The 25,964-nt window shown below is 58.6% G+C and carries 26 protein-coding genes and 2 pseudogenes; 13 read left to right on the top strand and 15 right to left on the bottom strand.

Going from position 1 to position 25,964, the window contains the following annotated elements; translation table 11 throughout:
* Positions 1–106: 106 nt before the first annotated feature.
* Positions 107–1,054 carry an N-acetyl-gamma-glutamyl-phosphate reductase gene (argC, locus tag SB786_RS33055; RefSeq protein WP_410731131.1) on the bottom strand — a complete coding sequence of 316 codons (948 nt, stop codon included), beginning with the start codon at positions 1,052–1,054 and terminating at the stop codon, positions 107–109.
* A gap of 119 nt (positions 1,055–1,173) precedes the next feature.
* Here argC and SB786_RS33050 point away from each other — a divergent pair, with 119 nt between their 5' ends.
* Complete coding sequence (locus SB786_RS33050; protein WP_410731130.1) at positions 1,174–2,058, top strand: LysR family transcriptional regulator; 885 nt, start codon at positions 1,174–1,176, stop codon at positions 2,056–2,058.
* Between the two features lie 138 nt (positions 2,059–2,196).
* Here the strand turns inward: SB786_RS33050 and SB786_RS33045 are convergent, their stop codons facing one another.
* From SB786_RS33045 to SB786_RS33030, 4 genes are all read right to left on the bottom strand, one after another.
* Entirely contained in the window at positions 2,197–2,661 is a 465-nt protein-coding gene (locus SB786_RS33045) for a signal peptide protein (RefSeq protein ID WP_410731129.1), read from the bottom strand.
* Positions 2,662–2,721: 60 nt separating this feature from the next.
* Positions 2,722–3,939, bottom strand: a complete 1,218-nt coding sequence (locus tag SB786_RS33040; protein WP_410731128.1) for a patatin-like phospholipase family protein — start codon at positions 3,937–3,939, stop codon at positions 2,722–2,724.
* A gap of 129 nt (positions 3,940–4,068) precedes the next feature.
* Positions 4,069–4,854 (bottom strand): 3-hydroxybutyrate dehydrogenase, encoded by a 786-nt coding sequence (locus SB786_RS33035; RefSeq protein ID WP_006480179.1) that lies wholly within the window; start codon positions 4,852–4,854, stop codon positions 4,069–4,071.
* A gap of 49 nt (positions 4,855–4,903) precedes the next feature.
* The gene (locus SB786_RS33030) at positions 4,904–5,644 is read right to left on the bottom strand and encodes an acetoacetate decarboxylase (RefSeq protein WP_410731127.1); all 741 of its coding nucleotides are present in this window, start codon (positions 5,642–5,644) and stop codon (positions 4,904–4,906) included.
* Positions 5,645–6,090: 446 nt separating this feature from the next.
* On the opposite strand from SB786_RS33030, the gene SB786_RS33025 reads away from it, so the two are divergent.
* Positions 6,091–6,672: an undecaprenyl-diphosphatase gene (locus SB786_RS33025; RefSeq protein ID WP_175746360.1), complete on the top strand. Its 582-nt coding sequence runs from the start codon at positions 6,091–6,093 to the stop codon at positions 6,670–6,672.
* Between the two features lie 35 nt (positions 6,673–6,707).
* Here SB786_RS33025 and SB786_RS33020 read toward each other — a convergent pair whose 3' ends face one another.
* From SB786_RS33020 to SB786_RS33010, 3 genes are all read right to left on the bottom strand, one after another.
* Positions 6,708–6,932 carry a hypothetical protein gene (locus SB786_RS33020; RefSeq protein WP_410731126.1) on the bottom strand — a complete coding sequence of 75 codons (225 nt, stop codon included), beginning with the start codon at positions 6,930–6,932 and terminating at the stop codon, positions 6,708–6,710.
* A gap of 119 nt (positions 6,933–7,051) precedes the next feature.
* Positions 7,052–7,873, bottom strand: a complete 822-nt coding sequence (locus SB786_RS33015; protein WP_410731125.1) for a siderophore-interacting protein — start codon at positions 7,871–7,873, stop codon at positions 7,052–7,054.
* A gap of 38 nt (positions 7,874–7,911) precedes the next feature.
* Positions 7,912–8,625 carry a PadR family transcriptional regulator gene (locus SB786_RS33010; RefSeq protein WP_410731123.1) on the bottom strand — a complete coding sequence of 238 codons (714 nt, stop codon included), beginning with the start codon at positions 8,623–8,625 and terminating at the stop codon, positions 7,912–7,914.
* Positions 8,626–9,260: 635 nt separating this feature from the next.
* Here SB786_RS33010 and SB786_RS33005 point away from each other — a divergent pair.
* Together SB786_RS33005 and SB786_RS33000 are read left to right on the top strand one after the other, a co-directional pair.
* Positions 9,261–9,842 (top strand): Panacea domain-containing protein, encoded by a 582-nt coding sequence (locus SB786_RS33005; RefSeq protein ID WP_410731122.1) that lies wholly within the window; start codon positions 9,261–9,263, stop codon positions 9,840–9,842.
* Between the two features lie 6 nt (positions 9,843–9,848).
* Entirely contained in the window at positions 9,849–10,241 is a 393-nt protein-coding gene (locus SB786_RS33000; RefSeq protein WP_410731121.1) for a hypothetical protein, read from the top strand.
* A 19-nt stretch (positions 10,242–10,260) separates the two neighbouring features.
* On the opposite strand, the gene SB786_RS32995 is transcribed toward SB786_RS33000, so the two are convergent.
* Both SB786_RS32995 and SB786_RS32990 read right to left on the bottom strand, forming a co-directional pair.
* Positions 10,261–10,545 (bottom strand): MbcA/ParS/Xre antitoxin family protein, encoded by a 285-nt coding sequence (locus tag SB786_RS32995; RefSeq protein WP_410731120.1) that lies wholly within the window; start codon positions 10,543–10,545, stop codon positions 10,261–10,263.
* Positions 10,546–11,133: 588 nt separating this feature from the next.
* Positions 11,134–11,919: a hypothetical protein gene (locus SB786_RS32990; protein ID WP_410731119.1), complete on the bottom strand. Its 786-nt coding sequence runs from the start codon at positions 11,917–11,919 to the stop codon at positions 11,134–11,136.
* An 86-nt stretch (positions 11,920–12,005) separates the two neighbouring features.
* Between SB786_RS32990 and SB786_RS32985 the strand changes: the two are divergent.
* A pseudogene (locus SB786_RS32985) lies at positions 12,006–12,182 on the top strand (IS256 family transposase); the annotation flags it as partial.
* Between the two features lie 501 nt (positions 12,183–12,683).
* Here SB786_RS32985 and SB786_RS32980 read toward each other — a convergent pair.
* On the bottom strand, positions 12,684–12,863 hold the full coding sequence (locus SB786_RS32980) for an MbcA/ParS/Xre antitoxin family protein (RefSeq protein WP_279609890.1): 180 nt from the start codon (positions 12,861–12,863) through the stop codon (positions 12,684–12,686).
* A gap of 645 nt (positions 12,864–13,508) precedes the next feature.
* Between SB786_RS32980 and SB786_RS32975 the strand changes: the two genes are divergently transcribed.
* The 6 genes and pseudogenes from SB786_RS32975 (at position 13,509) to SB786_RS32950 (ending at position 19,403) form a co-directional block, all read left to right on the top strand.
* Positions 13,509–13,934, top strand: a complete 426-nt coding sequence (locus SB786_RS32975; RefSeq protein WP_410731118.1) for a helix-turn-helix domain-containing protein — start codon at positions 13,509–13,511, stop codon at positions 13,932–13,934.
* Positions 13,935–14,164: 230 nt separating this feature from the next.
* A complete protein-coding gene (locus SB786_RS32970; RefSeq protein ID WP_082729748.1) occupies positions 14,165–14,803 on the top strand; it encodes a TnsA endonuclease N-terminal domain-containing protein in 639 nt (212 codons plus the stop codon).
* On the top strand, positions 14,800–16,791 hold the full coding sequence (locus SB786_RS32965) for a DDE-type integrase/transposase/recombinase (protein ID WP_410731116.1): 1,992 nt from the start codon (positions 14,800–14,802) through the stop codon (positions 16,789–16,791). The genes SB786_RS32970 and SB786_RS32965 overlap by 4 nt, the downstream gene beginning before the upstream one ends.
* Positions 16,781–17,815 (top strand): TniB family NTP-binding protein, encoded by a 1,035-nt coding sequence (locus SB786_RS32960; protein WP_410731115.1) that lies wholly within the window; start codon positions 16,781–16,783, stop codon positions 17,813–17,815. Before SB786_RS32965 ends, SB786_RS32960 begins: the two co-directional genes overlap by 11 nt.
* Positions 17,790–18,179 (top strand): annotated as a pseudogene (locus tag SB786_RS32955) (TniQ family protein); the annotation flags it as partial. The gene SB786_RS32960 and the pseudogene SB786_RS32955, both read left to right, overlap by 26 nt.
* 204 nt (positions 18,180–18,383) lie before the next feature.
* Positions 18,384–19,403, top strand: a complete 1,020-nt coding sequence (locus tag SB786_RS32950) for a hypothetical protein (protein WP_410731142.1) — start codon at positions 18,384–18,386, stop codon at positions 19,401–19,403.
* Positions 19,404–19,817: 414 nt separating this feature from the next.
* Here SB786_RS32950 and SB786_RS32945 read toward each other — a convergent pair whose 3' ends face one another.
* Positions 19,818–20,105, bottom strand: coding sequence for a helix-turn-helix domain-containing protein (locus SB786_RS32945; protein ID WP_175002208.1), 288 nt, complete (start codon positions 20,103–20,105; stop codon positions 19,818–19,820).
* 154 nt (positions 20,106–20,259) lie between these two features.
* On the opposite strand from SB786_RS32945, the gene SB786_RS32940 reads away from it, so the two are divergent.
* On the top strand, positions 20,260–20,622 hold the full coding sequence (locus SB786_RS32940) for a hypothetical protein (protein ID WP_410731114.1): 363 nt from the start codon (positions 20,260–20,262) through the stop codon (positions 20,620–20,622).
* 112 nt (positions 20,623–20,734) lie between these two features.
* Positions 20,735–21,829, top strand: coding sequence for a type VI immunity family protein (locus SB786_RS32935; RefSeq protein WP_410731113.1), 1,095 nt, complete (start codon positions 20,735–20,737; stop codon positions 21,827–21,829).
* 112 nt (positions 21,830–21,941) lie between these two features.
* On the opposite strand, the gene SB786_RS32930 is transcribed toward SB786_RS32935, so the two are convergent.
* From SB786_RS32930 to SB786_RS32920, 3 genes are all read right to left on the bottom strand, one after another.
* Positions 21,942–22,550 carry a hypothetical protein gene (locus tag SB786_RS32930; protein WP_410731112.1) on the bottom strand — a complete coding sequence of 203 codons (609 nt, stop codon included), beginning with the start codon at positions 22,548–22,550 and terminating at the stop codon, positions 21,942–21,944.
* Positions 22,551–22,626: 76 nt separating this feature from the next.
* On the bottom strand, positions 22,627–23,349 hold the full coding sequence (locus SB786_RS32925; RefSeq protein WP_410731111.1) for a DUF4436 family protein: 723 nt from the start codon (positions 23,347–23,349) through the stop codon (positions 22,627–22,629).
* Positions 23,350–24,313: 964 nt separating this feature from the next.
* Complete coding sequence (locus SB786_RS32920) at positions 24,314–24,622, bottom strand: H-NS family nucleoid-associated regulatory protein (RefSeq protein WP_085503418.1); 309 nt, start codon at positions 24,620–24,622, stop codon at positions 24,314–24,316.
* Between the last annotated feature and the right edge of the window lie 1,342 nt (positions 24,623–25,964).

Genomic DNA, 25,964 nt, shown 5'->3' with positions numbered 1-25,964 from the left:
CCGTTTACAGCATGCAGCCGCGTCGCGAGCCGCTGCGTTCAGCAGGCACCGCCGCATCGGCGGCCGCGATGCGCCGGGCCGACCGACGATGGCGCCCGCGCGACGTTCATGCCGCTTTCACCGCGCTCGCCGCACCGAGCATCAGGTCGAGATTCTGCACGGCCGCGCCGGATGCCCCTTTGCCGAGATTGTCGAACACGGCGGCCAGCAGCACCTGACCGTGCTCGGCATTGAAGAACACGCTGAGCCGCAGGTCGTTCGACCCGTTCAGCGCTTGCGAATCGAGATGCGTGATCGCGTGCGTGTCCGCGAGCGGCGTGACCTCGACGTGGCGCGCGCCGGCGTAATGGTGCGCGAGGCACGCGTGCAGCGCCTCACCGGTCACGCCGGCCGGGAGCAGGCGCAGTTCGATCGGCACGGTCAGCACGATGCCCTGCCGATAGGCGCCGTAAGCCGGCACGAACAGCGGACGGTGCGCGAGCCCGGCATGCAGCTGTATTTCGGGCACATGCTTGTGCGCGAGCGCGAGGCCGTAGAGCTGAAGCGGTTGCGCGCGTGCGGCGCCGTTCGATTCGAACGCGTCGACGGCGGCACGCCCGCCACCCGAGTAACCGGACACCGCATGGATGCTCACCGGGTAATCGCGCGGCAGCAGGCCCGCCTGTTGCAGCGGCCGAAGCAGGCCGATCGCGCCGGTGGGATAGCAGCCCGGATTGGTGACGCGCCGCGCGTGCGCGATTGTCTGCGCGTGCCCGTCGACCATCTCGGGAAAACCGTAGACCCAATCCGGTTCGGTGCGATGGGCCGAACTCGCGTCGATCACGCGTACCGCGGGATTCCGGATGAAGCCGACCGCTTCGCGCGCCGCGGCGTCGGGCAGGCACAGAATCGCGATATCGGATGCGTTGATTGCTTCGGCGCGCCGTACGGGGTCCTTGCGTTCTGCATCCGGCAGCGTGACGAGCCGCAGGTCGGTGCGATCCCGCAGGCGCTCGTGGATCTGCAATCCGGTCGTACCTTGGTTGCCGTCGATATAGACAGTGGGGAGGCTCATGATGGTCGCGTTCCTCGTTTCGGGCATCGGGAAAGCCGTATCGTCCACCGAACGCCTAGAATAGGAAAAGTTGAATTTCCTGATTACCGGATTCAGTTTTCCTGAACGAGAGGAGGCGCATGCGCGAGATCAGTCTGGACCGACTGCGTACGCTGGTCGCGATCGCCGACCAGGGATCGTTCGTGGCCGCCGCTCAACTGCTTCATCTGGCGCCGCCGACGGTCAGTCTTCATGTCGCCGAACTCGAAAGCCGCATCGGCGCGCCGTTGCTGTCGCGCACGCGCGGCAACGTGCAGCCGTCTACCATCGGTGCCGTGCTGGTGGAGCGGGCGCGCCGTCTGCTGGCCGAGGTCGAGTCGACACTCGACGACGTGGAGCGGCAAGTACAGGGGCTCACCGGGCGCGTGCGCCTCGGCGCATCGACCGGGGCGATCGCCCATCTGTTGCCGCAGGCGGTGGCCCGGTTGCGCGAGCGGCATCCGGATATCGACGTGCAGATCGCGGTGCTCACGTCGCAAGACACGCTCGCGCGCATCGCGCAGGGCACGCTCGACGTCGGGCTGGTCGCGCTGCCGCAGGCGGCGGTCGCGGGGCTGTCGATCCGCGCGTGGCGGCGCGATCCGGTGCTGGCCTTCCTGCCCGCGGACTGGCGGCTTCCGGCGCGTGTGACGCCGGCCTATCTGGCCACGCGTCCGCTGATTCTCAACGATGCGACCACCCGCCTGTCGCGGCTCACGACGGAATGGTTTGCGCTCGGCGGCCACAGGCCCGAGCCGCGCATCGAACTCAACTACAACGATGCGATCAAGAGTCTGGTTGCCGCGGGTTACGGCGCGACGCTATTGCCGCACGAGGCGGGCGCCCCGCCGCCCGACGCACGCGTCGTCATGCGGCCGCTGCGGCCGGCGTTGTGGCGTGAATTGGGTATCGCGCATCGGGTCGGCCCGGTCGAGCGCTCGACACAGCATGTGCTCGACGCGTTATGGGCGCTCGGCGCGCGATAGGGAGCCGCGCCGCCGTGCAGGACGCACGCCGTGGTGCCGACTCGACCGGACGCGGCATGGGCGAGGCCGAACGCTTCAGCCTGTCGCCCGGTGCGGCCGCATGCGGGCCGGCAGGCGCCAGCGCGCAGCTCGGGCCCGTTACAGGCGATTGTCCTTCGCGAGCAACAGCACGCGCGCCCAGCGCCGCGCATCGCGCTTGTCCATCATCGGCAGCTTCCATTCGCCGGGCACCGCGTCGCGCACGCGCACGACCAGATGCCAGCGGCCGTCGATCGGCGCGGCCTCGCAGCCGTCGAGCTGCGACAGCGTATAGCGGCCGTCCGCGCCGTCTTGCGACAGCCACAGCAGCCCCTGCGACGCGGACACGCGCACCTCGCCCCATGCGCGATGCACGATGTGGGTCCAGCCTTGCTCTTTCGTGTTCGGCGCGATGTCGCGGCGGCGTTTAATCCACCACGCGATCAGCGCGATCAGGATGGCGCCGGCGAGCACGGCGGCCGCGATCGCGACCGGCTGGCCGAACTGCGCGGCGATGACGTGAAACAGGTGAACCGCGCCCCAGCCAATGGCGATGAGCGCGAACAGTGCAATGAAAATCGGCATGTCGAATCGGAAAAGAGGACGGACCGGCGCAGGCAGCGCGCCGGTCCGCGGCACACGGCATTACCGGCGGCGGTGAATGTCGTGCGTGACGAAGCCCGCGTCGTTGACGGGCAGCGCGAGGCCGTCCTTGACCGCGAGCGTCTTGCGGATGTCGTCGAGACCCGCGGACCAGTGGTCGCGCATCGTCGACAGACCGAACTGATAGTCCTTGTAGTGGTGCTCGTACGCCTTCTGCTGATAGATCAGGTGCTGGATGTTGTACTTCTTCCCGCTCGACATCGCTTCAGCCTCGACGCACCACGGGTCATTCTTGCGCTGCTCTTCCGGCACCTGATCGAGCACGTGGCGCAGCACGTTGCGGTAGCGCTGTTCGCGCTGCAGCGTGTCGGTGACGAAACGCGTGCGGCTCGAATACTGCACGTCCTTCGTGCGTTCCGCGACATCGGCCATCGTGCGCGGCAGCGGCCCGCGTGCGCTCCACAGATCGACCTGGAACGCGAGCGTGTCGCGGCGCGGGCGCGCGCGCAGCACTTCCATCAGCGGCGTGTTCGACACGACGCCGCCGTCCCAGTAGTACTCGCCGTCGATCTCGACGGGCGGGAACGCAGGCGGCAGCGCGCCGGATGCCATGAAGTGCTCGGGCGTGAGGCGAATGCGCGAGTTGTCGAAGTACACGAAGTTGCCGGTGCCGACGTTGACCGCGCCGACCGACACGCGCATTTCGCCCGAGTTGATCCGGTCGAAATCGCACAGCTTGAGCAGCGTCGCGCGCAGCGCCGACGTGTCGTACCAGCTGATCTTTTCCGGATGATCGGACACGCCCGGCACCGGCGGCGGGAAGCGCGGCACGAAGAAGCCCTGCTGGCCCTGCATCATCGCGCTCGCGGCCTGCGATGCGGTGAAGAACGTGCGGATCTGGTCGATGCTGTTGAACAGCGCGAATTCGAACGCGGCCGGAATCGCGGGAAAGAACGCCGGCTGGCAGATCGTTTCCCAGAATTCGCGCAGCCGCTCGACGCGATGTTCGGGCGCATTGCCGGCGATCAGCGCGGTGTTGAGCGCGCCGATCGAGATGCCTGCGATCCAGTCGAGCGGAACGTTCGCTTCGTGCAGCCCTTCGAACACGCCGGCCTGATACGCGCCGAGTGCGCCGCCGCCTTGCAGGACGAGCGCGATCGTTTCGTACGGCAGCGACCGCGCAGCGGCCGGTGCGCCGGCTTCGTGATGCAGGTCCGCCGCATCGACGGCCTGCTTTTCTGTACGCGCGTGCGGTTTCATCAGTTGCTCCGAGAAATCCCGCCGTGATGGCGGAGACGGATGGCGTAACGTCGATCGACGGCACGCCATCGTGAGTCTTGAGAATGGGCGGTGGTGCGGCAATCGCCTCCCGTCAGGGAGGCGAAGACATTACTGCATGAACCAGCCGTGGCTGACGATGAACGACTGCCCCGTGAGCGCGGCGCTCGGGAACGCCGACAGGAACAGCACCGTCTGGGCGACGTCCTGCACCGTCGTGAACACGCCGTCGACCGTGTTGCCGAGCATCACCTTCTTGATCACTTCCTCTTCGCTGATCCCGAGCTCCTTCGCCTGCTCCGGAATCTGCTTGTCGACGAGCGGCGTGCGCACGAAGCCCGGACACACGACGTGCGAGCGCACGTTGTGCTTCGCGCCTTCCTTCGCCAGCACGCGCGCCAGGCCGAGCAAGCCGTGCTTGGCCGTCACGTAGGCCGACTTCAGCGGCGACGCTTCGTGCGAGTGCACCGAGCCCATGTAGATCACGACGCCGCCGCGATCATCCTTGTACATGTGCTTGAGCGCGGCCTTGGTCGTCAGGAACGCGCCGTCGACGTGGATCGCCTGCATCTTCTTCCAGTCGGAAAACGAATAGTTCTCGATCGGATTGACGATCTGGATGCCGGCGTTCGACACGAGGATGTCGACCGAGCCGAACGCTTCGGCGACCTTGTCGATGCCGCTGTTCACGGCGTCCTCGTTGGTCACGTCCATCGCGACGCCGATTGCCTTGCCGCCTGCCTTGTTGATCTCGTCGGCAACCGCGTTCGCGCCGTCCTGGTTCAGGTCGGCGATCGCGACGGCCGCGCCCGCCTTCGCGAGCTCCAGTGCGATTTCCTTGCCGATGCCGCTTGCGGCGCCCGTGACGACTGCGGTCTTGCCATTCAGGTTGCTCATTTCGAATTCCCGTGGTGAAAGGATTGACAGGGAGAGGACTGCGGACGTGTTATTGAGCCAGGTAATCGTAGACGACTTCGCCGAGGCCGAGTGTCAAATCCGCGACGATGTGGCGCGCTTCGACGATCTCGAGCACCGGCAGGTCGGCCACCGGCGCAAGTGCGTGCGGCGCCAGTTCGAGCGACGCGGGGCCCGTCCATGCGCCCTTCATCTTGATGTCCTGCATGTAGTAGCGCACCAGTTCGCACACGCGGGCGGTGCCGTCGACGTGCGGGATGATCTTCAGCAGGAAGTTCGGGCCGGCGAGGCGTTTCGCCTGCTCGTCGATGTCGAGTTCCTTGTGCTTGTAGCCCATCGTGCCGGTCGCGACGCGCACCTTGCCGTAGTCGAGCGTGCCGAGGATGTGATCGGTGTTCACGTGCAGCGTGGGCGACGCGAGCTTCTTCGGGAAGCCCCACAGCTCGCGGCCGCCGGCGATCGGCGGGTGATCGTCGAGATACATCGCGAGCGTGTAGCCGCCGCGCTGGCCGTTGTATTCGACCGGGATCACCTGGCCGCTTTCGGTGTAGTCGCCGAAGCCGGTCGAATCGGCCATGCGGATGAATTCGTACTGCACGAGCGGCTCGGTGATCTGCAGCGGCTCGGGAACGATCTCACGCAGACGGTCCGGATCGGTGCGATACGTGATGATCAGAAACTCACGATCGACGAAACGGTACGGCCCCATCGGGAAAGCGGGGCTGGTCAATGGCATCGCAAACGCTTTTGATCGGACATCGCTGATTTTCATGCGGACTCCTTGTTGTTGATCGCTTCGTGGATGATTGGTCGTAATCGTATGCCTGTGCGTCGCCGTTGTGCGATGCCGCATATGGAATTAATTGTTGCCGATTTCGATTCATTTGCCGCGTAAATATTGAGATGAGCGGCACAAACGGCGTGGAGGGCGCCCGGCGGCCCGCTGTTCGCTCCGATCAATGACACCACGATGCAAAAAAGGTGAGGCTTTACGGGATGATTGGTGAGCTTCTACGGGAGACGGTCCCGCGCCGATGTGACAATTGTGTGAACTAGTGTTGCAGTGCGGGCTCTAAGTGCGTTCGCGCGCGGCGCACTGGCCGGCCCTCGTCATCGGGGGCCGACGCATTAAGCAACGCTTAAGCGGGTGCGCCCTAGCATCGTTTGCCTCCGACCGGCACGGCCGGTCCACTCATCACGCCCCACGCAACCGGATTCATGCAGAACCTCAATCTCACCCTGTTTTCCGCCATCAATGCCGGCGCCGCGCCGCACCCCGGCGTGGCCCGCCTCGCGATCTTCGCCGCCGACTGGCTCGTCTATGCGCTGCCTGCGATGCTGCTGCTCACCTGGATCTTCGGCGAGCGCCCGACGCGGCGCCAGGCGATCGAAGCCGGCGTCGGCACATGCGTGGCGCTGGCGCTCGCGCAGGTGCTCGGGCATTTCTGGTTTTCGCCGCGGCCGTTCATGGCCGGCGTCGGCACGCAACTGATTCCGCATGTGCCGGACAGCTCGTTTCCGAGCGATCACATGACGTTCGCGTGGAGCCTCGCCGTCGGCATGATGCTCGCCGGCAGCACGCGGCTGACCGGGTTCGTGATGGCTGCGATGGCCGTCGCGATTGCGTGGGGTCGGGTGTATGCGGGCGTGCACTGGCCGTTCGACATGGCCGGCGGTGTGCTGGTCGGCACGGCCGGCGCGCTGGCCGCGCACCTGTACGGGCAACGCGTGGTCGAGTTGCTCGAACGGATCGGCGACGTGGTGCACGCGGTGATGATGGGGCGCGAGCGCGCGCCCTGAGAGAACCAAGCGGGAGAAGTGCTGGCCGGACGCCATCAACCCGGCGTCTTGGCCGCGTCGGCCGATGCCGACGTGCCGTCGCCTGCTTCGTGCAGTTCGGGCGTTTCGCCCGGGTGCCGGGCGGCGTCGCGTTCGAGAGAACTTTCCTTCAGGATCGCGCACATCGCGACGAACAGCGCGAGCACGACGGCCGCCAGGCCGCAATAGCCGGCGATCTTCAGGTTGCGAAGGAAAGGCGAAGCGTGGCTTTCTCTTGTCATGACCGGGCGCTCCTGGGCGGGCTGCGGCGGCTGTCGCCCGACAGCGGCGTCGCAGACATACATATATACCAGCCGCGCCGCCGATGCCAAGCCCGCCGATGCGCGGACGCCCGTTCGCGTCAGTCTTCCAGCGTTTCGTGTACGGCCGCCGCACCGCGCTTCCAGTATGCCGCCGCGCGGATCCGCGACTTGTCGATGCCGCGCTCGCCGGTCAGGTGCAGGCGCACGGCGCGCATCGATTGCGCTTCACCCGCCGCCCAGACATAACCGTCGCCGGAGGACGGCAGCGGCAGTTCGCGCACCGCATTCAGCAGCACGTCGCCGTCCGCCGCGTCGGCTTCGGCGCGAAAACGCCAGATTTCATGCACGTCGGCGCGCGTATCGAACGCGATCTGCGCGGTGCGATCCGCGACTTCCAGCACGACCGCCGCACGGGCGCCCGCCGGCAATTGCTCGAGACGCCGTGCGATCGCCGGCAGCGCCGTATCGTCGCCGATCAGCAGATGCCAGTCGAAATCGATTGGGACCACGAACGAACCGCGCGGGCCGCCGATGCCGAGCCTTTGGCCGACGCTAGCCTGCGCCGCCCACTGCGATGCGGGGCCCGGATGGTTCAGCACGAATTCGAGATCGAGTTCGCAGGCGGCGCGGTCGAAGCGGCGTGGCGTGAAGTCGCGCGCGACCGGCTTCGGTTCGCCTTCGGGAAACTCGGGGCCGTTCGCGCCGAGCGTTGGCATCGCGGGCCGCTCGGCGCCGGGCGGCGGGAAAAACACCTTCACGTGATCGTCGAACGACGACGATTCGAAATCAGCGAGGTCGGGGCCGCTGAGCGTGACGCGCAGCAGATGCGGCGTCACGGCATGCACGCGCACGACCTGCAGCAGGCGGAACTTGAGGGTATGGCGCACGCGGGTCACGGTGCGCTCGGAGGTGTTCTGCATCAATCCGTTCTCCTTGGGGTTTGACGGGGCGGCGCGGATTACGCGCCGGTGCCGCCCTCGATTTCGGCCGTCGCGCGGCGCATGATCGCCGCGATGCGCCGTTGTTCCTCGGCATCGGCGGCGCTCTTGTGCAGCAGCGCCCGCTTGAGCGCGAGACGCGCTTCGACGAACTCCGGAAGCCAGCCGGGCTGTGCATCGTCCGGCGCTTCGCTGCTCGCCGATTCGCCAGCGAACGCGCGGCGCATGAATTCCATCTTGCGCGCGAGGTGCGTGAGGCGCGCGAACAGCGTGTCGACGCGTTCGCGCTGCGCGTCGAGATGCGCGCGGCCGGCATCGGTCAGCGCATAGCGCTTGCGATTGCCTTCCGCCTGCGACGCGACGAAGCCGACTTCCTCGAGATACGTGAGCGCCGGATACACCATGCCGGGGCTCGGGCTGTAGAAGCCGTTCGAGCGCGTGTCGAGCGCCTTGATCAGCTCGTAGCCGTGGCTAGGCTGCTCGGAGACCAACGCGAGCAGCAACAACTGGAGATCGTCGGAGCTGAACTGGCGGCCGCGCGGCATGCCGTCGTCGCCGAAATCGCCAAAGCCGCCGCGTCCGCCACGGCCGCCGAACGGACCGCCGCCGCCGAACGGGTCGTGGCCGCGGCGATGGCGGCCGATCGCGTGCCAGAGGCCGACGAACCAGTCAGGGCCGGCATGCGCACCATGACCGTCGCATCGGGCATGGCCGCGGGAGGGGTTGTGTCGCATGATCGTGTCCTATATATCGGAAAACATATCTAAAGATATATATCGAAAGATAGGGTGTCAAGGAGGATTATTGGGGGTGGGATGGGGGGCGTGCGGCTGTGCCGAGCGACCCGTTGTAGGTTGGCAAAAAAAGTGACCTTTTTTGCGGTATTTGAGCAAAACTATCAAATTATTGTTTTAAATAGTCTAAATTCGAACGGGCGAGTCCGGTTGCCAAGGCATCGAACATCTGTCGACCCGCTTGTCTGTCTCGATAGACGAGCGTGCCGACATAGTCGACTCGACGCTCTGAGCACGCTTGCTGGAGCAATCCACGATTAGGAGGGGCGAAGATTAAGTTCTAGCGATGTAACAAACGGGTTACCAACTGGACGGCCACAGTACGAGCGTTGCGCGTTGAGCGCCGCCAGTTGCGGCGTGGTTCGAAACTTGCGGCGTTTTCTCGGTAGCGGAATTGCAACGGTCTTAAATTTCAGTGACGGTTCGCCGATATCTGCTTATAGACACACAGGAATCCGCGAGATACAGTCGAAGTGAATTTCGCACGTGCGAAATTTGCGTTTGTCAAGACTTCACAGTGCTAAGTGGTCAGTCGGTCGGACTCCGCCGTCCCCAGTACGCTCCGGAGACACATCATGCTCGAGCTCATCTTCAATGAACACAAGGCTGCGCAGGTCGCTGGGTATTTGCTCGCGCGCGCCGCAGACCCAATGCCAAGCATGAAGCTGATGCGTCTCTTGTACCTCGCTGAACGGCGAGCGCTCCAAGAGTATGCAGAGCCGATTATTGGTGACGCGGTTCTCTCAACGGAGCAAGGTCCAGTGCTCTCTCGGACGTATGCTTTGCTCACTGGCGGTGATCCGAAGCCGGTGCTGGGGGGCTGGGACGAGTGGGTTTCGGATCTGGCGGACCACCAGGTTGTGTTGAACAAGAGCAAGGCTGTCAACGACTGGGTTTTTCGTTGCCTGAGTAAGGCTGATACAACCTTGTTGGACGCCGTTTGGGACCACTATGGTGCGATGACTGTCAGCCAATTGGTGGATGACGCCCAGCGCAGTTGCCCCGAGTGGACCGACCCACATCGAAATATGGTACCCATCCAGCATGAGAGTCTGCTGGCTGCGATCGGGTACAACCAAGCGCAGGTTGAGGCAATTATGGAGCGCCTGCGGGATCAAGCCGAACTCAATCAGATTTTTGCTATTCAAGCGGATTGAGCCATCATGGCATGGGCGCCAAGAGAAGGCTCAGCCGTACTCGTCCAAACGGGGTCGAAGAAGCATTTGTTTGCCGTATTGAACGATCCCATCCAGTTGAATGGGTATGGCAAACAGCCTCATATCTGCATGGTGAATTTCTCTACCGTCGTCCAAGGGATCTACCACGATCCAACCTGCGTATTTCAAGCTAAAGAGCATCCGTTTATTACCCACGAGAGTTTCGTGTTTTATGCCCGCGCTCGTGTAGTTTCGGAGGGGGATTGGACGACGCTGGTCACGCAGAAAATGTATCTTCCGCATAATACTGACTTCACTCGGCTGCAGATTGACCGAATTAAGGCTGGGCTGTATAAATCATCAAGCACGCCTTATGAGTTCACTAAATTTGGCATATAAAGACATACCATTGTCGGATCTACCAGTAGGTTCCCGCTTGCAAGCTCACCAGCATCCTCGAAATTAGATCAACGCCATCGGATGTATGAAGGTAATCAGCGGGCCGTCTCCCACCAAGAGCCGGAATCGGTGAGTGCAGCCAGTCAACCACCCACGCTCGCGAGTCAAAGTCCTTAGGATTTCCAGATTCGTCAACGATCTTCTGATCCCGCGCAGTGAGCATGTCGATCACGGCGAATGGGATGTTGGAAGTCAGACTCGCTGCCGGTGATTCACCATCGGCGGTTTCGTGGATGCTGGACATGTGTGCCTCGCGCTTGAGTTTCTGCGGGGCGACGAAGATAGCAATGGTCGAAGTCCACCGCTTGTAGCTTCATCATCACGCTAGGAATTATGTTGCTAAATTGGCCGAAATCCTAGGCTTGGGGGTCAAGAGATGAGATTGTTGCTCGGGTGGTGTATTCGCAGGGCCCGGATTCGCGAATGGTTGCCGCGATTTGGTGTACGCATATCGGCCCGACTTGAACGCATTGAACTCGACCATGGTGAATCAGTCAACGGTCAAAATCCATGGCGCCTCACAGCACAATGGCTTAACCCGGCGACGAACAAGGTCTACGTATTCCAGAGTGATGCGCTCTGGTTCGATCCGAGACTCTATGTACGGAGCAACGAGGTTGACGTTGTCATCAACCCCGCCAACCCGAAGCAGTACGTTGTCGATACCTCATTTCTTCCGCAGCTGGGCTAGAACTGTTCCTGTAGTAGCCCGAAGGAATTTGTCACACAACGCGCCGCTTATGAACCTGCACGCGCGAGGTTGCGGCACAGGTGGGCGCGGGCGGCACGGCCACCGAAGCGATCCTCGCGTGTATGGGGCGCTTGTGACAAGTCACTTGCGACCGGCGGCTGATTTCGGGCGATTCTGTCCGAGTGTTTCAACGAAGTAATGGCCGATGATTTTGTCGATGCCTGACGCATCGAGGGCGACGCGAATCGCCTGCTCGCTGGGCATGTCCTGTAGGCGCAGCATGTTGGGGGAAAATTCCCAATCGATGAATCCGCTCTTGTCGATGAACGCAGTGTGCTGGGTGCCATCGAGTCGATAGACAATCGCGTATTTGATGCTGTCGTTGTACACGCGATTGTTAAACGTCTCGGTATGCCGGAACACGAGCGCTCTTTTCATTCTCATGGCGAAACCGATATGGCTTGGGGGGGAACCACTCATGCACTTCACCATTTTCGAAGCTGTTGACAGGTAGATAGTGATCTTGTGCAGTTCGCTTCCCGCTTCCCATTTGAACGGCTGGTCTCCGACGTAATACTGGCTGACTTCCGGTATCTCGACATTCGTTGCTTCATACGCTCGCAAGATGAGCGGTGGGTCGAAATCTTTGAGGGGGATCACCATGCCGTCCTGCTCGGCATGGACGTGGAAAACCGGAATGGCGCGGTCTTTCATGTTGATCAATGTCAAGCGACTTATGCCCGATGCGGCATGCCGCCTGACGCCCCACGTGGCCTGCGCGATCACCCGGAAGCCGATTTTTGTCCACGCAAAATACAGCGTAAAGGGAATGGCGACCAGGCCGAGGTTGCGAATAATGTCAATCGCTGCGGATACTGCTGAGACTGTCGAGATGGCTGAGGCTGTGACGGCTGCGGTTGCGGTCATGCGTGTATCCGGTAGTGGTGGGGTGTCGAGCGCGGGCCTGTCAGTAATTTCGTGTTCAAGGCACATGATGCTCCGAAGGAGACTATATGCCTCGCAAACCGAAAGCCAAACCGGTAGACCTGCCGGCGATTCCTGCCGAGCTGCTTGAGCAATTCGGCAGCGGCCCGATGACAGCCGAAGTGATCAATGCCGCGACGTTGGCCCTTAAGAAGGCGCTGATCGAGCGAGCGCTGGGCGGCGAGATGAGTCACCATCTCGGCTATGGATCACGCCACCTCAGGAACAACTGCGTATCAAGAGAACCAACAGCGTTCACGATAGGACGGCCTTGCGAAGAACGGTACAGCACGAGATATTGGAGGGCGAGGACGCCGTAGCATTCATAGATGGCGATCGATTCGAGTGCAAGGTGAACTGTGCCGCTGATGCTGGCGACCTCGTCGGCAACGTCCGATTCGTGTTATGTATTTCCTTGGAGGTCGCGGTTGACTCGGGAATTCCGGTGTGCCAAGAGATTCGCGCTCGAATCAAACCGCCGATTGGTATTCGGCCTGCAACAGAGTAGCCCCTCGGGAGCAAGGCCCGCTACCTAGTGTGCAGGCTGCAGTCGTACCTGCTGCGCGTGCGGTTTCGTGCGACCAGCCTGTCGGCGTCGCTCGGGCTGGAGCGAGAGGTGCAATCTGTGGACAACCTCCGACGTGATCATTGACGCGGTCGTCAGACGTCGAACCGAACGGACTCGTGGCGCCATAGGCCGAATTGATTTACCAGTAGGCACCCATTTGTCCGCTCACTAGCATCCTCGAAATTAGATCAATTCCATCGGGTGTGTGAAGGTAGTCTGTCGGCCGTCTCCCACCAAGAGCAGGAATCGGGGAGTGAATCCAGTCAAGCATCCACGCGCGTGAGTCAAAGTCATTAGGATTCCCAGATTCATCGACCATCTTTTGCACAAGCGCAGTAAGCATGTCGATCACGGTTGATGGGATGTCTGAATTAGGACCAACGGATGGAAATTCTGTACCGAAGGTTTCATTGATGCTGCACATGTGCACCTCATGCTTGAATTTTCTCGGCTGACAAAGACGTCACCTGTCGAAGCCCATCGCGTGTAGCTTCATTTTTCGTCGCGCTGAGAATTATGTTGCTAATTTGGTCGAATTCCTAGCTCGAGGATGACCGAGAGATGAGACTGCTCGGTCGAAGTTGTGTGCAGGCGGCGAGAAGAGCATTCCTTCCGAGTGGTGAGGTTTGCGGGTTGCTGCGGACGGAGAGTAGGCACATTGGTGGCTGGTTGCCGAGCTTAGATCGAAACGATCCCCAGTCGTTGCAAAGAGCTGTATTGCTGACCGGAGCTCAGATATCCGCTCGGGGTTTTGTTCCAGAAGAAACATTCTAACTCGCGCTGAAATCGACGAATCCCTTTGTGGGTGGCGTTTTCAGCGCGCGTCCGTGTCTCTGTAATTATCCTATTGCATCGCATGCGAAGTACAAAAAGCTCCCTAAAATCAAAGCGGTGCTTTTGACTTCTTGCGCGGAGTCACCATAACATTGCTCGGTGCTAAGAACTCCTTTCATGAGTTAACTAGGTGAGCCCCTTTTCCGAACGACTACGCGCACTCAGACTTCGCTACGGCATTCGCCAGAAGGATCTGGCAGTGGCCATGGCGCTTGAGCAAAGCTACGTCTCGGCCATTGAGCTTGGTACGAAGGGCCCTCCCTCGCCGGCAGTCGTTGACCGGCTCGCCGCGTGCCTGCGGCTCTCAGACGACGAACACTCGAGTCTGCACGAGGCCCTGTTGCTCTCGCAACGACACTTCACGATTCCTCATACGGCGTCTGCCGACGTATATCGTCTCTGCAGCGAGCTTTGGCACGACCTGGACAGGCTGACCGATGCGCAAGTGCGCGTGATTCGCGATGTCATCGCAATGCGAAGCGGAATGGGCCAGGAGGTAGAGCGACCGATTGTTGGTCGCGTGGTCAGAAGAGGGAAGGAGGACGCCAAAATGTAAAAAGCGAGACAAACCCAAAGGCTTGCCCCGCTTCTTGTGTGGGCTGGACGCACCACTAGTTGACGCCGGTAGTTTCGTCCAGATGATCCATATCGTCAAGCCTTCTTCCCTTCCGTTTGTATCCATCGACCACGCGTAGCACGCGTGGCGGGGTGTACTTACGTCCGAAATTTGGTGCTATCCGTATCTGTACCCGCGTGAAGAGCGGGCGGATCTCCTATTACTGAACCATGAAGAAGACGACTACTGCACGCAAAGTGCTGACCCGATCTGGACGACGTGTCCGCTACTTGTATCCCTCAACCAAGAATCGCGCGCTCGTGCAGTGTGAATCGCGGCTTGAGTTCGATGCGGCCATGCACTTCGAGTTTTCGCCGGACGTCGCACGCTATCGCGAGCAACCGACCCGAGTGACTTATCGCGACCGCCACCATCGAGTACGGCAGTACTTTCCCGATTTTGAACTGACGATGAGAAATGGAGCGTCTGTACATGTCGAGATCAAGCCTTCATCGAAGCTACGTCGGGTTGACCTGCGTGAGCGGCTGCAAGATATCGCGCAGCACTACGCGCATCGAGGTCAGTCGTTCAAGGTTTTGACCGAACGCGACGTCGGAGGTGCAGCAAGAATTGCCAATCTTGAGCGCCTAAGTTATCACCGCCGATCCACTCCATCCGGATTCGAACGTGTTGAGCTTTTGCGGCGTTTAGCTCAGGTTCAACCGTTGACATTTGGCCGTGCCTGTTCAATCGCAGGGAGTGAACACGCGATCATGCGCCTGCTGTCAGCAGGTTGCCTGGAGTTCGATCGCGACACCGCATTGACGAATTCGACCATGCTGCGCTTCGCCTCGGAGGAGCAATCATGATCCGATTCACCTTCAAGAAGGGTCTGGTATTCCGAGAAGGACTCAAACGATGGACGATTATTGGCCGGACGGTTTTCGGGAAGATAAAGCTCGAGTGTGATGAGGGCGAGCCGCGCACGATGAGTCGCGACGAGCTTTACCAAGCGGTTTTGCTCAACACGATGTCAATCGATGAGCAGAGTCTGAATGTCGATCCGAACGTGCTGTTCACGGCCGTTCCACGCGATCTCTCTACATTCCCGAAACACCATCAGCAAAATGCACGGCGTCGGCACATTTACATGCAGAAGCTGACGGAAAGTTTCACTGATACGAACGCGTGGATACGCGAACAGACCGCGAAGATTGCTGCAGAGATCGGCGATACGGTGGTGCCCTCGGTCAGCAGTATCAAGCGCTGGTGGAGACAATATCGATACACGCAATGTGTCACCAAGCTGACCGATCGCAGAACGAATAGCGGGCGTCGACGCGATGGCGTCATCCAGGTGCTATTTGAGGAGGCTGTTAACGAGATATATCTCGATCCACAGAAGCGTTCGGGACAAGATGTCTACGGTAGCTTGGTCGAGAAGATCAACCAATACAACAAGAATCGACCTGATCAGTCGCCGCTCACCTGTCCTGTCGAGTCGACGGTGTATCGCTGGTTGAGGAACCTCGATCAGAACGTGGCGGACGAAGCGCGGCTGGGGAAAGACCTTGCCGCTAGAAAGGCCCGTTGGGTGAAGGGAATGGCCACAGCCGATTTTCCCTTGCATCGTGTCGAGATCGACCACACGCCTCTGGATGTCCTGGTGATCGACCTGGCCACGAACCTGCCGTTGGGCCGGCCGTGGATCACGGTTGCTATCGACCGATATAGTCGAGTCATTCTTGGCTTCTATATAAGCTTCCGAACTCCCTCGGCCCAATCGGTACTGCAGTGCCTCAAACGCGCGATCTTGCCAAAGGCGGGATGGGGCAAGATTGTCGATCTGCATCGCGAACATCCTGGGTACGGCATTCCGCACCTCGTTGCCGTCGACAACGGCATGGAGCTCCACGCGGAAGCGGTCCAGATGGTGTGTGGCGAGATGGGCATCTCGATGCTCTATTGCCCCGCGGGGCAACCGGAGTTCAAAGGGGCTGTCGAGCGAGTAATCGGCACAATCCAGCGCTCAGTGATGCATAAGCTGCCGGGGACCGTGTTCTCGTGCGTCGATGAACGTGGCGATTACCCGGCGGAGCAACTGGCCGCGATCGATCTGAAGACGCTGACGCAGATCCTTATCAAATGGATCGTCGACGAGTATCACTATACGCCGCATCGCGCGTTGGGAATGACTCCAGCAGAAAAATGGCAACAGGGTATCGCGAACGTACGGATCGAACTGCCGGCACACCCGCAACTGCTCGATGTATTGACGGGACTACCGGAGAGCCGAACCGTTTGGCACTACGGCGTCGAGCTTGATGGCCTGTACTACAACAACGAACACCTCCAGGTACTGCGCAGCCGTGCGCGCAACTACCGGACGCACGTGCAGTTGAAGCGCTACGAAGATGATGTCAGCTACATCCACGTCTTTGATGACGAAGCTGGGAGCTATTTCAAGGTGCCCGTTACGCAACGATTCGCGAACTATGCGGACGGCATGACCTTACACCAGCATCTTCTGATTCGCCAACGGACAAGGCTTGCTCACGGGAACAAGTGGAACGACGAGCATCTGTTGCGAGTGAAGGCTGAGATCCAGTCCATGATTCGCGAAGCTTTGCGGGCGAAGAAACTGCGAGATCGCAAGCGAGCTGCTTCCCTCGATATCACGGACAGCGAGCAAGTGTTTTCTGATGAGTCGAGCGATCGTCGTCGCTCTCGCAACTCGAGTCGGCCACGTATCCGAGAATCGCAACAGCCTATGCCTGACTCGTTCGACATCGGACAGATCCCCGATCTGAATGGCTCGCCGAATCCCAAGTATCAAGGAGACGCTCGTGGGTACTGATATCCAAACCATCAAAAAAGATCCTCTTGATTTTCTTGCGACGATCGGCCTTCCTGAGGACGCGAAGAAGTCACGTACTCTGGTCGTCAGATTTTCGATACGAAAAGAACTCATCCACTATGACCGATTCTGCATCGCTTTGCGGCGGATCGCTGCTATTCATCGTCAATGGCGAGCGATGTCACCGGGGCCGCGCGCACTAGCATTCTTGGGACACACTGGAACCGGGAAGACCACCATCCTGAAGTTCTATGCCAGCCAGTTCGAGCGGTTTGAAACAACCGAAGGCCCGGTTGTTCCGGTGCTATATGTTGTCATGCCATCGAGGCCAACCATCAAGAACCTCGTGCAGGCGATCCTCCATGCACTAGGGGATCGAATACGGCGAGCTTCGGCGGAAGATCGGACGATATACCTCCTCGAGCTACTCAAACAATGCAGGGTGGAATTGCTGATCATCGACGAATTTCAGCATTTCGTCGACGCCGGGCAGATAGCGGAGGCAAGTCGCGCAACGGATTGGTTGAAGAATCTCCTGGAGGCTAGCAGCATTGTGATGATCGTAGCGGGCCTGCCGAAGAGTGCTACGGTTCTGGAGGCTAACCCTCAGCTGACCCGGCGATTCTCAGCGCATCATGAGCTGCGTCGGTTTGATTGGGCGCTGCCGGACGATCGTCGGGAATTTGCTGGCGTACTGAAGTACATGCAGAGCCGATTACCCTTGCCGTGCTCCGAACTTTATTCTCCGGATTTCGCGATGAGAATGTACTTGGCTTCCGCCGGTGTAATCGACTACGTTGCCAAGATCATCGACGGGGCGGTTTTGTGTGCCATTGAGCGTGGTAAGAGTCGGCTCGGTCTTACGGAATTCGAACAAGCTTTTGCCGAGGAGGTCTGGGCTGGTGGGGTAGGTAGGCTCAATCCATTTCACCCCGATGCGGAGTTGCGTGATCTCGTGGGTACTGGTGAGCCCTTCTGGTATCTCGCTCGCGACGTGAATGGAAATGGCAAGAAACTCCGCTGAATCGTCGGTAGCGGTTGCAATCGCCTCTCCTCCAAGGATGTTTATGCACCCGGTCATCCAGGTCGGAGAGGCGAGTTCGGCCTATATGAAGCGCATCGCCGTCAGCAATGGTATCTCGCTAGATCGCCTGTATCAGCTTGGTGTAGTCCTCGACGAGACGGCTCTTGAGAAGGCGTTGTCTTGGGATCGTATCGCGCCCCCGGTCGAATCGAGACGATACTTGAATAGTCTGATCAGTTTACGTCGCTCTGCGCCCAGGGCGTGGCTGAACAAGACTGCACGGTGCTGCCCGCTTTGCTTGCGCGAACAGACGCGCTGGGCAGCCGAGTGGGAATTGCGTCCCTATCTAGCGTGCACCAAGCATCGATGCTGGCTGATCGATCGGTGTGGCGCGTGCAACCGACCCATACTTTGGACAAGAAAATCGCTGCTTTGCTGCGACTGTGGAGAACGGTTTGCAGACATGCAAACATCGTCAGCACCAACGAAGTTCACTGAGCTATCCTCAATAATAGCTAGTAGGCTTCCAAATTTTTGCGGAGAATCTTCTGTATTCGATGGACTTTCGTTGCATGAGATGATTGTTCTTGTTGTGCACTTCGGGAGCCCGGCTGATGCCGACAAGGGCGGTTACTTTCGTGGGGCAAGTCACATCGGCGAAATGAGCAACGCTATCGCGACTCTCGAACCAGCGGCTGATGCACTATCAGCTTGGCCATGTGGCTTTTTAACGTATCTGAGTGCCATGCACAAGGAGCGAGGTGATGACGAGGGATCCATCGAATCAACCTTTCGCGGCATCTATCTTTATATTCGCTCAAATCATCATAAAACGCAATTCGGATTCCTGAAGGAATGCTTTTTGCAGTACCTCGTCGACCATTGGCCGTGGCCTTCGCTTGATCGCAGAAATTCCATGGTGGACGCCGTTTCATCTCGATTGCCTTGGATGTGGGCCTCCAGCGCTGCTCGAGAACTCAATATGAAAGAGGAGAAGCTCAAGGAGTTGGCCGGGAAGGGGCTAATCGAGGTCAAATATCGCCCGTCTCGAAGCAGGCGAATGTTGCTAGCAGTTCGGCGCGAAGACCTACCGAAGATTCGGCAGATCTTGCATGAGCAGTCGGGTATCAAGGCGCTACGAAATCTTGGGATTTCGAATCGACGGCAGATCGTGTTGCTCCCGCTCCTCTTTCCGGAGGCTCAAGGAGGCACCGTGCAGTTCAACAAACGAGTAAACGTGCAAGTGTTGAGATCCGGTATCGAGAAGCTACTCAAGCTTGCCGAAGATTTACCGCTCGTCGATTATGAGGGCGCCGGACAGATAGCGTTGGCACGGGTGCTTCGGTCGTGCGCTTGGCGTAACGAGATGGTCGAGCGTCTTTTTCGGTTGATCCTTAGTGGCGAAATGAAGCCGGAAGCAGTTCTGAGGGGCAGGCCAGGCTTTACCGGCTGGCTGTTTTCTCGAGAGGCGCTGGAAAGAACCAAGCTTGAGGGCTCGCTGACACGGCTGAGGGCGTATTCGCAGGCGGGCGCCAATGTGCTTCCCGCGGTGGCGCCACCAAGCCGGACGATATCGACGCCATCGTGAAGGCGTTTTCACCCACGCCCGTCACCGTCGTCCTCGTCAGCCCCAACACGTAACAGCAGGTCTCGAGAAGCTCGACGTGCGGTGTAGTCGCGTTGGTGGGTTCGTCGCGATGGCGGCTTGGGCCGGCTTCGAGGACCCGGTGCAGTCGCTCGTCAAGAGCGGATCGTCGCCGGCGGCAAGCTTCGGCTGATCGACCCGAATGTGGATTCGTTGCGGCGCGGCGCTTGTTTCGGGCGTGTCTCAGCGATCTAGGAGATAGCGCAGAAGGCTTTTCTCAAGCCGCGGGACGCGGTGTAGCGGTTCAGCAACAGCGTCGCCCGAACACAGATGGACGCCCAAGCAAATGGAGCTTAATTAAGGTGCGCCGCCGCCTTCACCGGCGTTAGGCAACGTTCCTTTGCGCCGATGGCATCTCTATCCGACCTTCTGGGTCTTCGCGATAGAGCTGGGGTCGGGACGTTGAAGCAAAATGTGGGCCGCCACGCCCAACGCATCGGCTAGGCGCTCAATATTGTCAAGCGAGACATTGATCCGCGCCCGTTCCACTTGGCTGATGAATGTTCGATCTAGCTCTGCTGCGAATCCGAGTTGTTCTTGACTCAGCGAGTTTCTGACCCGAACCGCGCGCACGTTGAAGGCGAGCACATCCCGCAACGACACAAGTCGTTGATTTGGATCGGGACCTTTGAGCGGGGCTGGCATGCCCACTATGGTTCCGATATGATGCGTTAGCATCCACGGTGTTTGCATCACATAACGTCTGGCTTGGTCGAAGCGAGGAACGACGGAGGCGTCGACAGCTTGCGGGTCATGCTAGGTGAGTCGACCACTGACAATCGCAGAATTCGGGAATACGATGAAAAGGATCTGTGTTGGGCTCATCGCACTCGCCGTAACAGGCACCGTGAATGCGGTAGATTGGAAGCATTATCAGAATTTCAAAGATTCATTTGAATTTAAGTATTGGCTAACCGGTGTTACCGACGGATTCTATGCAGTAAACGAATCCTTGACAAAAGACCCCAGAAAGGGGGTGTTTTGCTTGCCACCAAGTGTCGATCTGGATATGAAAAACAAGCTATCGATCCTGGATGATTATCTGTTGAATGCACCAGGTGCAATGTCGGTGGTTAACAATCCTCCGCCTGGAATCAATGTTTTTCAATTGATCAGACTTGATTATTTGCATGCCTTGTCCACGCGTTTTCCGTGCAAGTAGCCTTAATTGGGCGTGGGCAGGAATTGAATATAAAGGATTTAACGAACAGGTGGCTTGCGTGCGAACAGCTCAAGATCGACGTACACGTGGCTAATAGATCACGCGACCGAAATTGCACAGAATCTTCGACAAAAACTTCTTCGATCTGGCCAAGGAAAATCAAGATCTTGCCCTTATCGCCAACGGCTTGCTCGAACCTCGGTACGCGACCGGTGGCATCGGCGCGGCGCTCGTCGTACGTGCTGCGCTGTATTTCGAGCGCGCCTACGACACGTCCGTGCGCGCCGCGATTGCCGAGTGCTTCGAAGAGTATGTCCAGGCCGTACCCGACAAGTTGACGTTTGTCTGGAATAACGGCAAGGCCGCACAGGCGATCACGATGGCGAAGCCAATAGCAGTGCTTGCCACTTTATTGACGCCCGAGGATCGTTTTGACTTCGACTACGTCGGGGGTAAAGAGCCGACTGACGCGAGCCTCTATCAGTTCTCCGTGGTAGGTCTGCGGCAACGGCAGGAAAAGGCCGGAAACCGAGGATTCAACGCGTTGTCATTTTCCTGGCCCTCGGCTAACGTACTGTCGAATCCTGACGCGTTCGTGAAGCTCTTCTTTGACGCGGCGAGTCGACTTGGCGCGGCTCACGGACACGCAGGTTTCGCGGTCAATCTCTCGCCCACGAGCGTCAATCAGAACGAATCCACCGAATATTTGATCTCGCGCATGTTGCCAGGCCTCGATGTGGGCGTGCCTAGCGACCTCGCAACGCGTCAACTGAAAGGGAAGATAAAAACGGTGGATTGGCTGACTGCCATTGATCAATCGATGCTCGACGCCGTGGGCGGCCTCTCGCGACTGCGCTCCGAGTTGCCTCAGGAATGGTTCGCGATCGGAGACTACGGCCGCGGTATTGTGGTCCGTGCCGGAGTCATACCTGATTCAGGAGCTTCCGACGTCGACGGTCAACCGCCCGTTGTACCTCCTGCCTATATTGTGCTCGATCACGTATTGCGCATGATCCGGACGAATGATCTCGATGCGTTGCAACACGGTTCTGTGAGCGGAGAGGCGGCGACCTACAATACCGCCAAGTCGACGACCGAATGGCTACGCCGTTACGAAGTAAGCGACGAAGTGCTGCAGAATGCCCAAATAGCCATTCTCGAGACGCCCAAGTTATCTGAAAACAACGAGATCTTCCACCGAGGTTAATGTCCCTTGTTCCTTTCAGTCTAAGCAGGGCTGCGATCTACGGGCGGGTATCAACTCGAGTGTGGACGGCCGGTCCGAGCACACTTGGTGACCAACTGACAAGGGTCTGAGTTTAGGCAAAAACTCGATGCGATTCAACGCTTTGTCGCAATCGGCTTTTTGCGAAAGCCGCCTTTTTTTCGATTTCCATCGCCGCGTCATGCGCCTTTTGAAAGCATCGAGTATTGTGATCCACTTTTTCGCCCATCTCGGTGAGGTGCAGGACTTGGCGAAAATTTCCCCAAAAAATATTCATCTGACCGTACATTTCGCTGCAAGCCTCAGAGGCTGAGGACGCATGAAAATCAACGATCATTCTGATTTCGTCGGCTTTCTCGCATAATGAAAAATATTTTCCATTGAATTCGTCAACAGACATTGATGCGCTCCACATGATGTTGAGTCCAGTTATGGAGAATTCTCGAGCTATATGACTCAGAAGTTTATGTGCAGTGGCTAGTTGAATGGCTGCAGTTTCATTGGATTTCGTCAGCAGATCGATTCTGGATTTTTCCTTGGCAAGTGCGAGTTGAAATTGATTATTGATATCTAGGTTGATTGTTTGGGTTCGGCTCGTGATGAAAACGCCGACAAGGGCCAAAATGGCCCCGGCTACGCCGGCGAATGCAGTCAGATAAATAGGTCCCATTGTTTCTCCAAAAAAATCAAAATGTAGTTGCAAGGCACGAAAATCGTGACCGATGCGAAAGGACGTGTGCTATCCGCTTCGGCGCTTGTGCGCTGACGTTGAGAGGCGGTCATTTCGGTCCATGGGGGCTGCGCTTCCAGAGCGGAATAAAAGCGACCGCGATAATAACTAACGCCAAGATAAAATCGAAGGGCAATAGACTTCCAACAGACGGTGGTGGGCCAATCAGATAGGATCGCAGGGTCGCCATACCAAGAATCGCCGCGATGAGTTCCAGTCCAGCTGGTTCCTGCGGTCGACGCCAGACGTATAAGACAGGCGTGGCCGAGATGGCAAGCAACGAAAAAACGAACCCGATATACCAGAAGCTTCGCTTGATGGTAAATCCACAGGAACGCATCCCAGAGGATTGATTGCTCTGACTTGTGAAGGTATCGAAGCGTGCTGGTGTCGCATCATCCACGCCGATGTCGCGTCGTGCGTCCCATCCAGACTCGCCATCGAAGCGAACACTTAGCTCCAACGGGACACTTGCGACTGGTTGTCCAGACTGCGTTTGCAGATTCAATTGTGCCGATTTTATGCCCACCCAATATTGGTCGAAAGGGTAATTTCGAAGGGATCCGATGCCGACAGATCGTTCTTCGATATCCATCTGATAAACCGCGATCGAACCAAGCCTGGTTTCGACTGGAGGGGAAATGGATACCGGTAGCCCGGCAAAATGTATATTTCCGTCTTCTGACATCGCGGGAAGGCTGGCCCATCCTCTCAGCGACTCGGGGGCGGCTTTCGGCCACAGCCAGACCGGAACATACACCGAACCTTTCATACGGAATTTTCCACCCGATCCCCCCTCGATATGCAGATACACTTGTCCGATGCCTTCTGGAGATGAGCTCGCGCGACACTTGTCTCGTCCGTGTGTATCGAATACGTCGGTCGGGGCGTCGGTCGGGGCCCACAGTAGATATCCCGCGGCGGAAAAAATAAAGGATGCTAGTGTGAAAATGGAAAAAATCTTCCCAAAATTTACTTTCATGTGGTCGGGATAATTGTGGAATTCGATGTTCCAAAATTTCTGCTGGGCGCTTCAATGTTATCTTCCCTGCCCCGAAATGCGATGTGGAGTCAGGGGCGAGCCGGTAATTCATCGCTTACTTTCTCCAGCGTTTCCTCCTCGCGATAGTGGAGCCTACAAGGATGGGTGTGAAAAAATTCGCTTAAGCATTCGTCGAAATTATCGTACATCTGAGATCGATTTTAATCAATGCAATGTACGCTAATTTTTTCGGTGCGCCGTTGATTGTCGGTCGATCTAAATCGGCCTGGAGATTTGTGGTGGCGAATTTGAGCGGGAATTCTGGGTGCGCCGCGCTATAGATCTTCGTTTGTTGTGAATTAATATCGATATAAATGGAAGGTCCGTTGGCGACGTGACTATGTGTCCTGGTAAGCGCTGTCGACCGAGCGCGAGTTGCGCAGAAATATCAACGTATTCGGCGGCGGTTGCCAGAATCGATTGCTTGGTTTCGTGAGTGCGGACTTGAGGTGATTGGGACGACTCAAGCTGAATCGGGTGGTCCGCTATGAGAGGCTGCTTGGCTACCGTACCTTCGAGGTAGCCGTGCTTGGGGGAATCTTGAACGGCGCGCATGTTTGTTCGACGGTCGAAGGCTGCGCCATTGCTCGTAGTGCGGAGCTAGGGTCCACACATCGGATATGCACTCTCGCGCTATATTGAGCGCAGCATCGCCGACCGATCGGCCGACGATGAGGATCGAAAAACTACCGCCTTATTCGACGTCAGCGGCGACAATCAGAAAGCGATCGCGGTTCTTCGCCTTGGCGATCCATTGAGGCGGCTTGCCGCGGCCGCTCCACGTAGCACCGGTCTTCGGATCCTGATACTTCGGAGCCGCAGGCGCACGCTTGCCAGCGACGCTCCCACGCTTTCGCCCGAAGATCTGCTCAGGCGTAATACCATATTCCGCCACTTGTTCCCGAATCGCCGCAACAATCGTTTCAAGTTCCGCGAGACGTGCAGCCTCTGCCTGTTTTGCCAACGCATCCGCCTGTGCTTTCAGTTCAAGGTAAGTTGCCATAGGCTTGGGGAGTTCGTTTAGTTAAAAAGCGAAGACTAGCCCCCAAACTTCATCGGGTCAATCCGATACGAAATCTCCCCAACGTTGAAGTGTGTCCACGGGTAAGCTAGCAGGCATCGTCGAAGGAATGCTACCGATGTGAGGAGCTGCATTGTCCGCCGATCAGTTGAAGCGCTTGCGCAAGGCACTCTTGCCATACGGATTGAAGCTGCTCGATACGGAGTGGCTCGGCTGGCATGCGCAATATCGATTCCGCTGCCCAAAGGGCCATGAAGTGAGTCGATCGGGCTCTCATCTTTTCTATCACCTCGTGAACTGCCCTGCCTGTAGAGATGACGAAGCTTTGCAGTACCTTAAACACCTCGCGCGTCAGGCAGGTGGCCGATGTCTGTCGGACCGATATGTGGGGCGATCGACACGCTATAGATTTGCTTGCCGTGAGGGGCATATCTTTGAAAAGTCTGTCGGTAGTTTGGAGAAAGGGGCTTGGTGCGTACTGTGCGCGCATGCCAAACATTCGAAACGCATGGCCGCCCCCGACGGGATGAACCGAATGCGCAATGTCGCGCGTTCGCACGGCGGCAAATGCCTGACGAAAATCTACACCAAACTTTCAGACCGCTATCGTTTCCGGTGCGCGGAAGGTCATGAATGGGAGACGGTTGGTCTCGAGGTCACGCGCGGTGCATGGTGTCGCATCTGTTCGAACCAGCAGAAGGTCCACGCGTATCGCCTCAAGGATGGGATGACTCGCTTACGCGCGTGCGCCGCGAACCACGGCGGAAGCTGCCTTTCCCAAGTTTATGAAGGAAGTAAGGCAAACTATCGGTTTCGATGTAAGGCCGGTCACGAATGGGAAATGTTAGGTGCGCGGATCTTTCGTGGAGCATGGTGCACGGAGTGCCAGCATGAGGCGAAGCGATTTGGTATCGACCTCATGCGTCGGTTGGCGGCCGGTCACGGAGGGCGTTGCCTAACCAATTCCTACAGGAATACAACTACCCAACTGGAATGGGAGTGCGCACTAGGGCATCGCTGGTGGGCTTATCCAGGGGCAGTCGTTCGAGGTCATTGGTGCGCCGCCTGCAGTCACAATGCGGCCAAACTCGGTATCGACCTGATGCGTATGATTGCGGCCGAGCGTGGAGGAATGTGTGTCTCCACAAGCTATGTGAATAGTGCGACAAAGCTGGAGTGGGAGTGCGCGTGGGGCCATCGCTGGCTAGCTACGCCCAATTCTATCCGGCGTGGCCACTGGTGCGCTCGTGACCTGCTCCCCGCGTTTAGTACGGTGACGGTGTAGAGTCCGTTCGAGAGAGGAACGGCAATGAAAAAGCGATTC

The organism is Burkholderia sp. SIMBA_062 (genome assembly GCF_046534765.1).
Lineage (GTDB): Bacteria > Pseudomonadota > Gammaproteobacteria > Burkholderiales > Burkholderiaceae > Burkholderia > Burkholderia ambifaria.
This window is presented reverse-complemented; position numbering and strand designations above follow the sequence as displayed.

Coding starts and splice junctions, on each gene's coding strand:
- argC (WP_410731131.1), bottom strand. CDS start 1,054: ATGAGCCTCCCCACTGTCTATATCGACGGCAACCAAGGTACGACCGGA.
- SB786_RS33050 (WP_410731130.1), top strand. CDS start 1,174: ATGCGCGAGATCAGTCTGGACCGACTGCGTACGCTGGTCGCGATCGCC.
- SB786_RS33045 (WP_410731129.1), bottom strand. CDS start 2,661: ATGCCGATTTTCATTGCACTGTTCGCGCTCATCGCCATTGGCTGGGGC.
- SB786_RS33040 (WP_410731128.1), bottom strand. CDS start 3,939: ATGAAACCGCACGCGCGTACAGAAAAGCAGGCCGTCGATGCGGCGGAC.
- SB786_RS33035 (WP_006480179.1), bottom strand. CDS start 4,854: ATGAGCAACCTGAATGGCAAGACCGCAGTCGTCACGGGCGCCGCAAGC.
- SB786_RS33030 (WP_410731127.1), bottom strand. CDS start 5,644: ATGAAAATCAGCGATGTCCGATCAAAAGCGTTTGCGATGCCATTGACC.
- SB786_RS33025 (WP_175746360.1), top strand. CDS start 6,091: ATGCAGAACCTCAATCTCACCCTGTTTTCCGCCATCAATGCCGGCGCC.
- SB786_RS33020 (WP_410731126.1), bottom strand. CDS start 6,932: ATGACAAGAGAAAGCCACGCTTCGCCTTTCCTTCGCAACCTGAAGATC.
- SB786_RS33015 (WP_410731125.1), bottom strand. CDS start 7,873: ATGCAGAACACCTCCGAGCGCACCGTGACCCGCGTGCGCCATACCCTC.
- SB786_RS33010 (WP_410731123.1), bottom strand. CDS start 8,625: ATGCGACACAACCCCTCCCGCGGCCATGCCCGATGCGACGGTCATGGT.
- SB786_RS33005 (WP_410731122.1), top strand. CDS start 9,261: ATGCTCGAGCTCATCTTCAATGAACACAAGGCTGCGCAGGTCGCTGGG.
- SB786_RS33000 (WP_410731121.1), top strand. CDS start 9,849: ATGGCATGGGCGCCAAGAGAAGGCTCAGCCGTACTCGTCCAAACGGGG.
- SB786_RS32995 (WP_410731120.1), bottom strand. CDS start 10,545: ATGTCCAGCATCCACGAAACCGCCGATGGTGAATCACCGGCAGCGAGT.
- SB786_RS32990 (WP_410731119.1), bottom strand. CDS start 11,919: ATGACCGCAACCGCAGCCGTCACAGCCTCAGCCATCTCGACAGTCTCA.
- SB786_RS32980 (WP_279609890.1), bottom strand. CDS start 12,863: ATGGTCGATGAATCTGGGAATCCTAATGACTTTGACTCACGCGCGTGG.
- SB786_RS32970 (WP_082729748.1), top strand. CDS start 14,165: ATGAAGAAGACGACTACTGCACGCAAAGTGCTGACCCGATCTGGACGA.
- SB786_RS32965 (WP_410731116.1), top strand. CDS start 14,800: ATGATCCGATTCACCTTCAAGAAGGGTCTGGTATTCCGAGAAGGACTC.
- SB786_RS32945 (WP_175002208.1), bottom strand. CDS start 20,105: ATGCCAGCCCCGCTCAAAGGTCCCGATCCAAATCAACGACTTGTGTCG.
- SB786_RS32940 (WP_410731114.1), top strand. CDS start 20,260: ATGAAAAGGATCTGTGTTGGGCTCATCGCACTCGCCGTAACAGGCACC.
- SB786_RS32925 (WP_410731111.1), bottom strand. CDS start 23,349: ATGAAAGGTTCGGTGTATGTTCCGGTCTGGCTGTGGCCGAAAGCCGCC.
- SB786_RS32920 (WP_085503418.1), bottom strand. CDS start 24,622: ATGGCAACTTACCTTGAACTGAAAGCACAGGCGGATGCGTTGGCAAAA.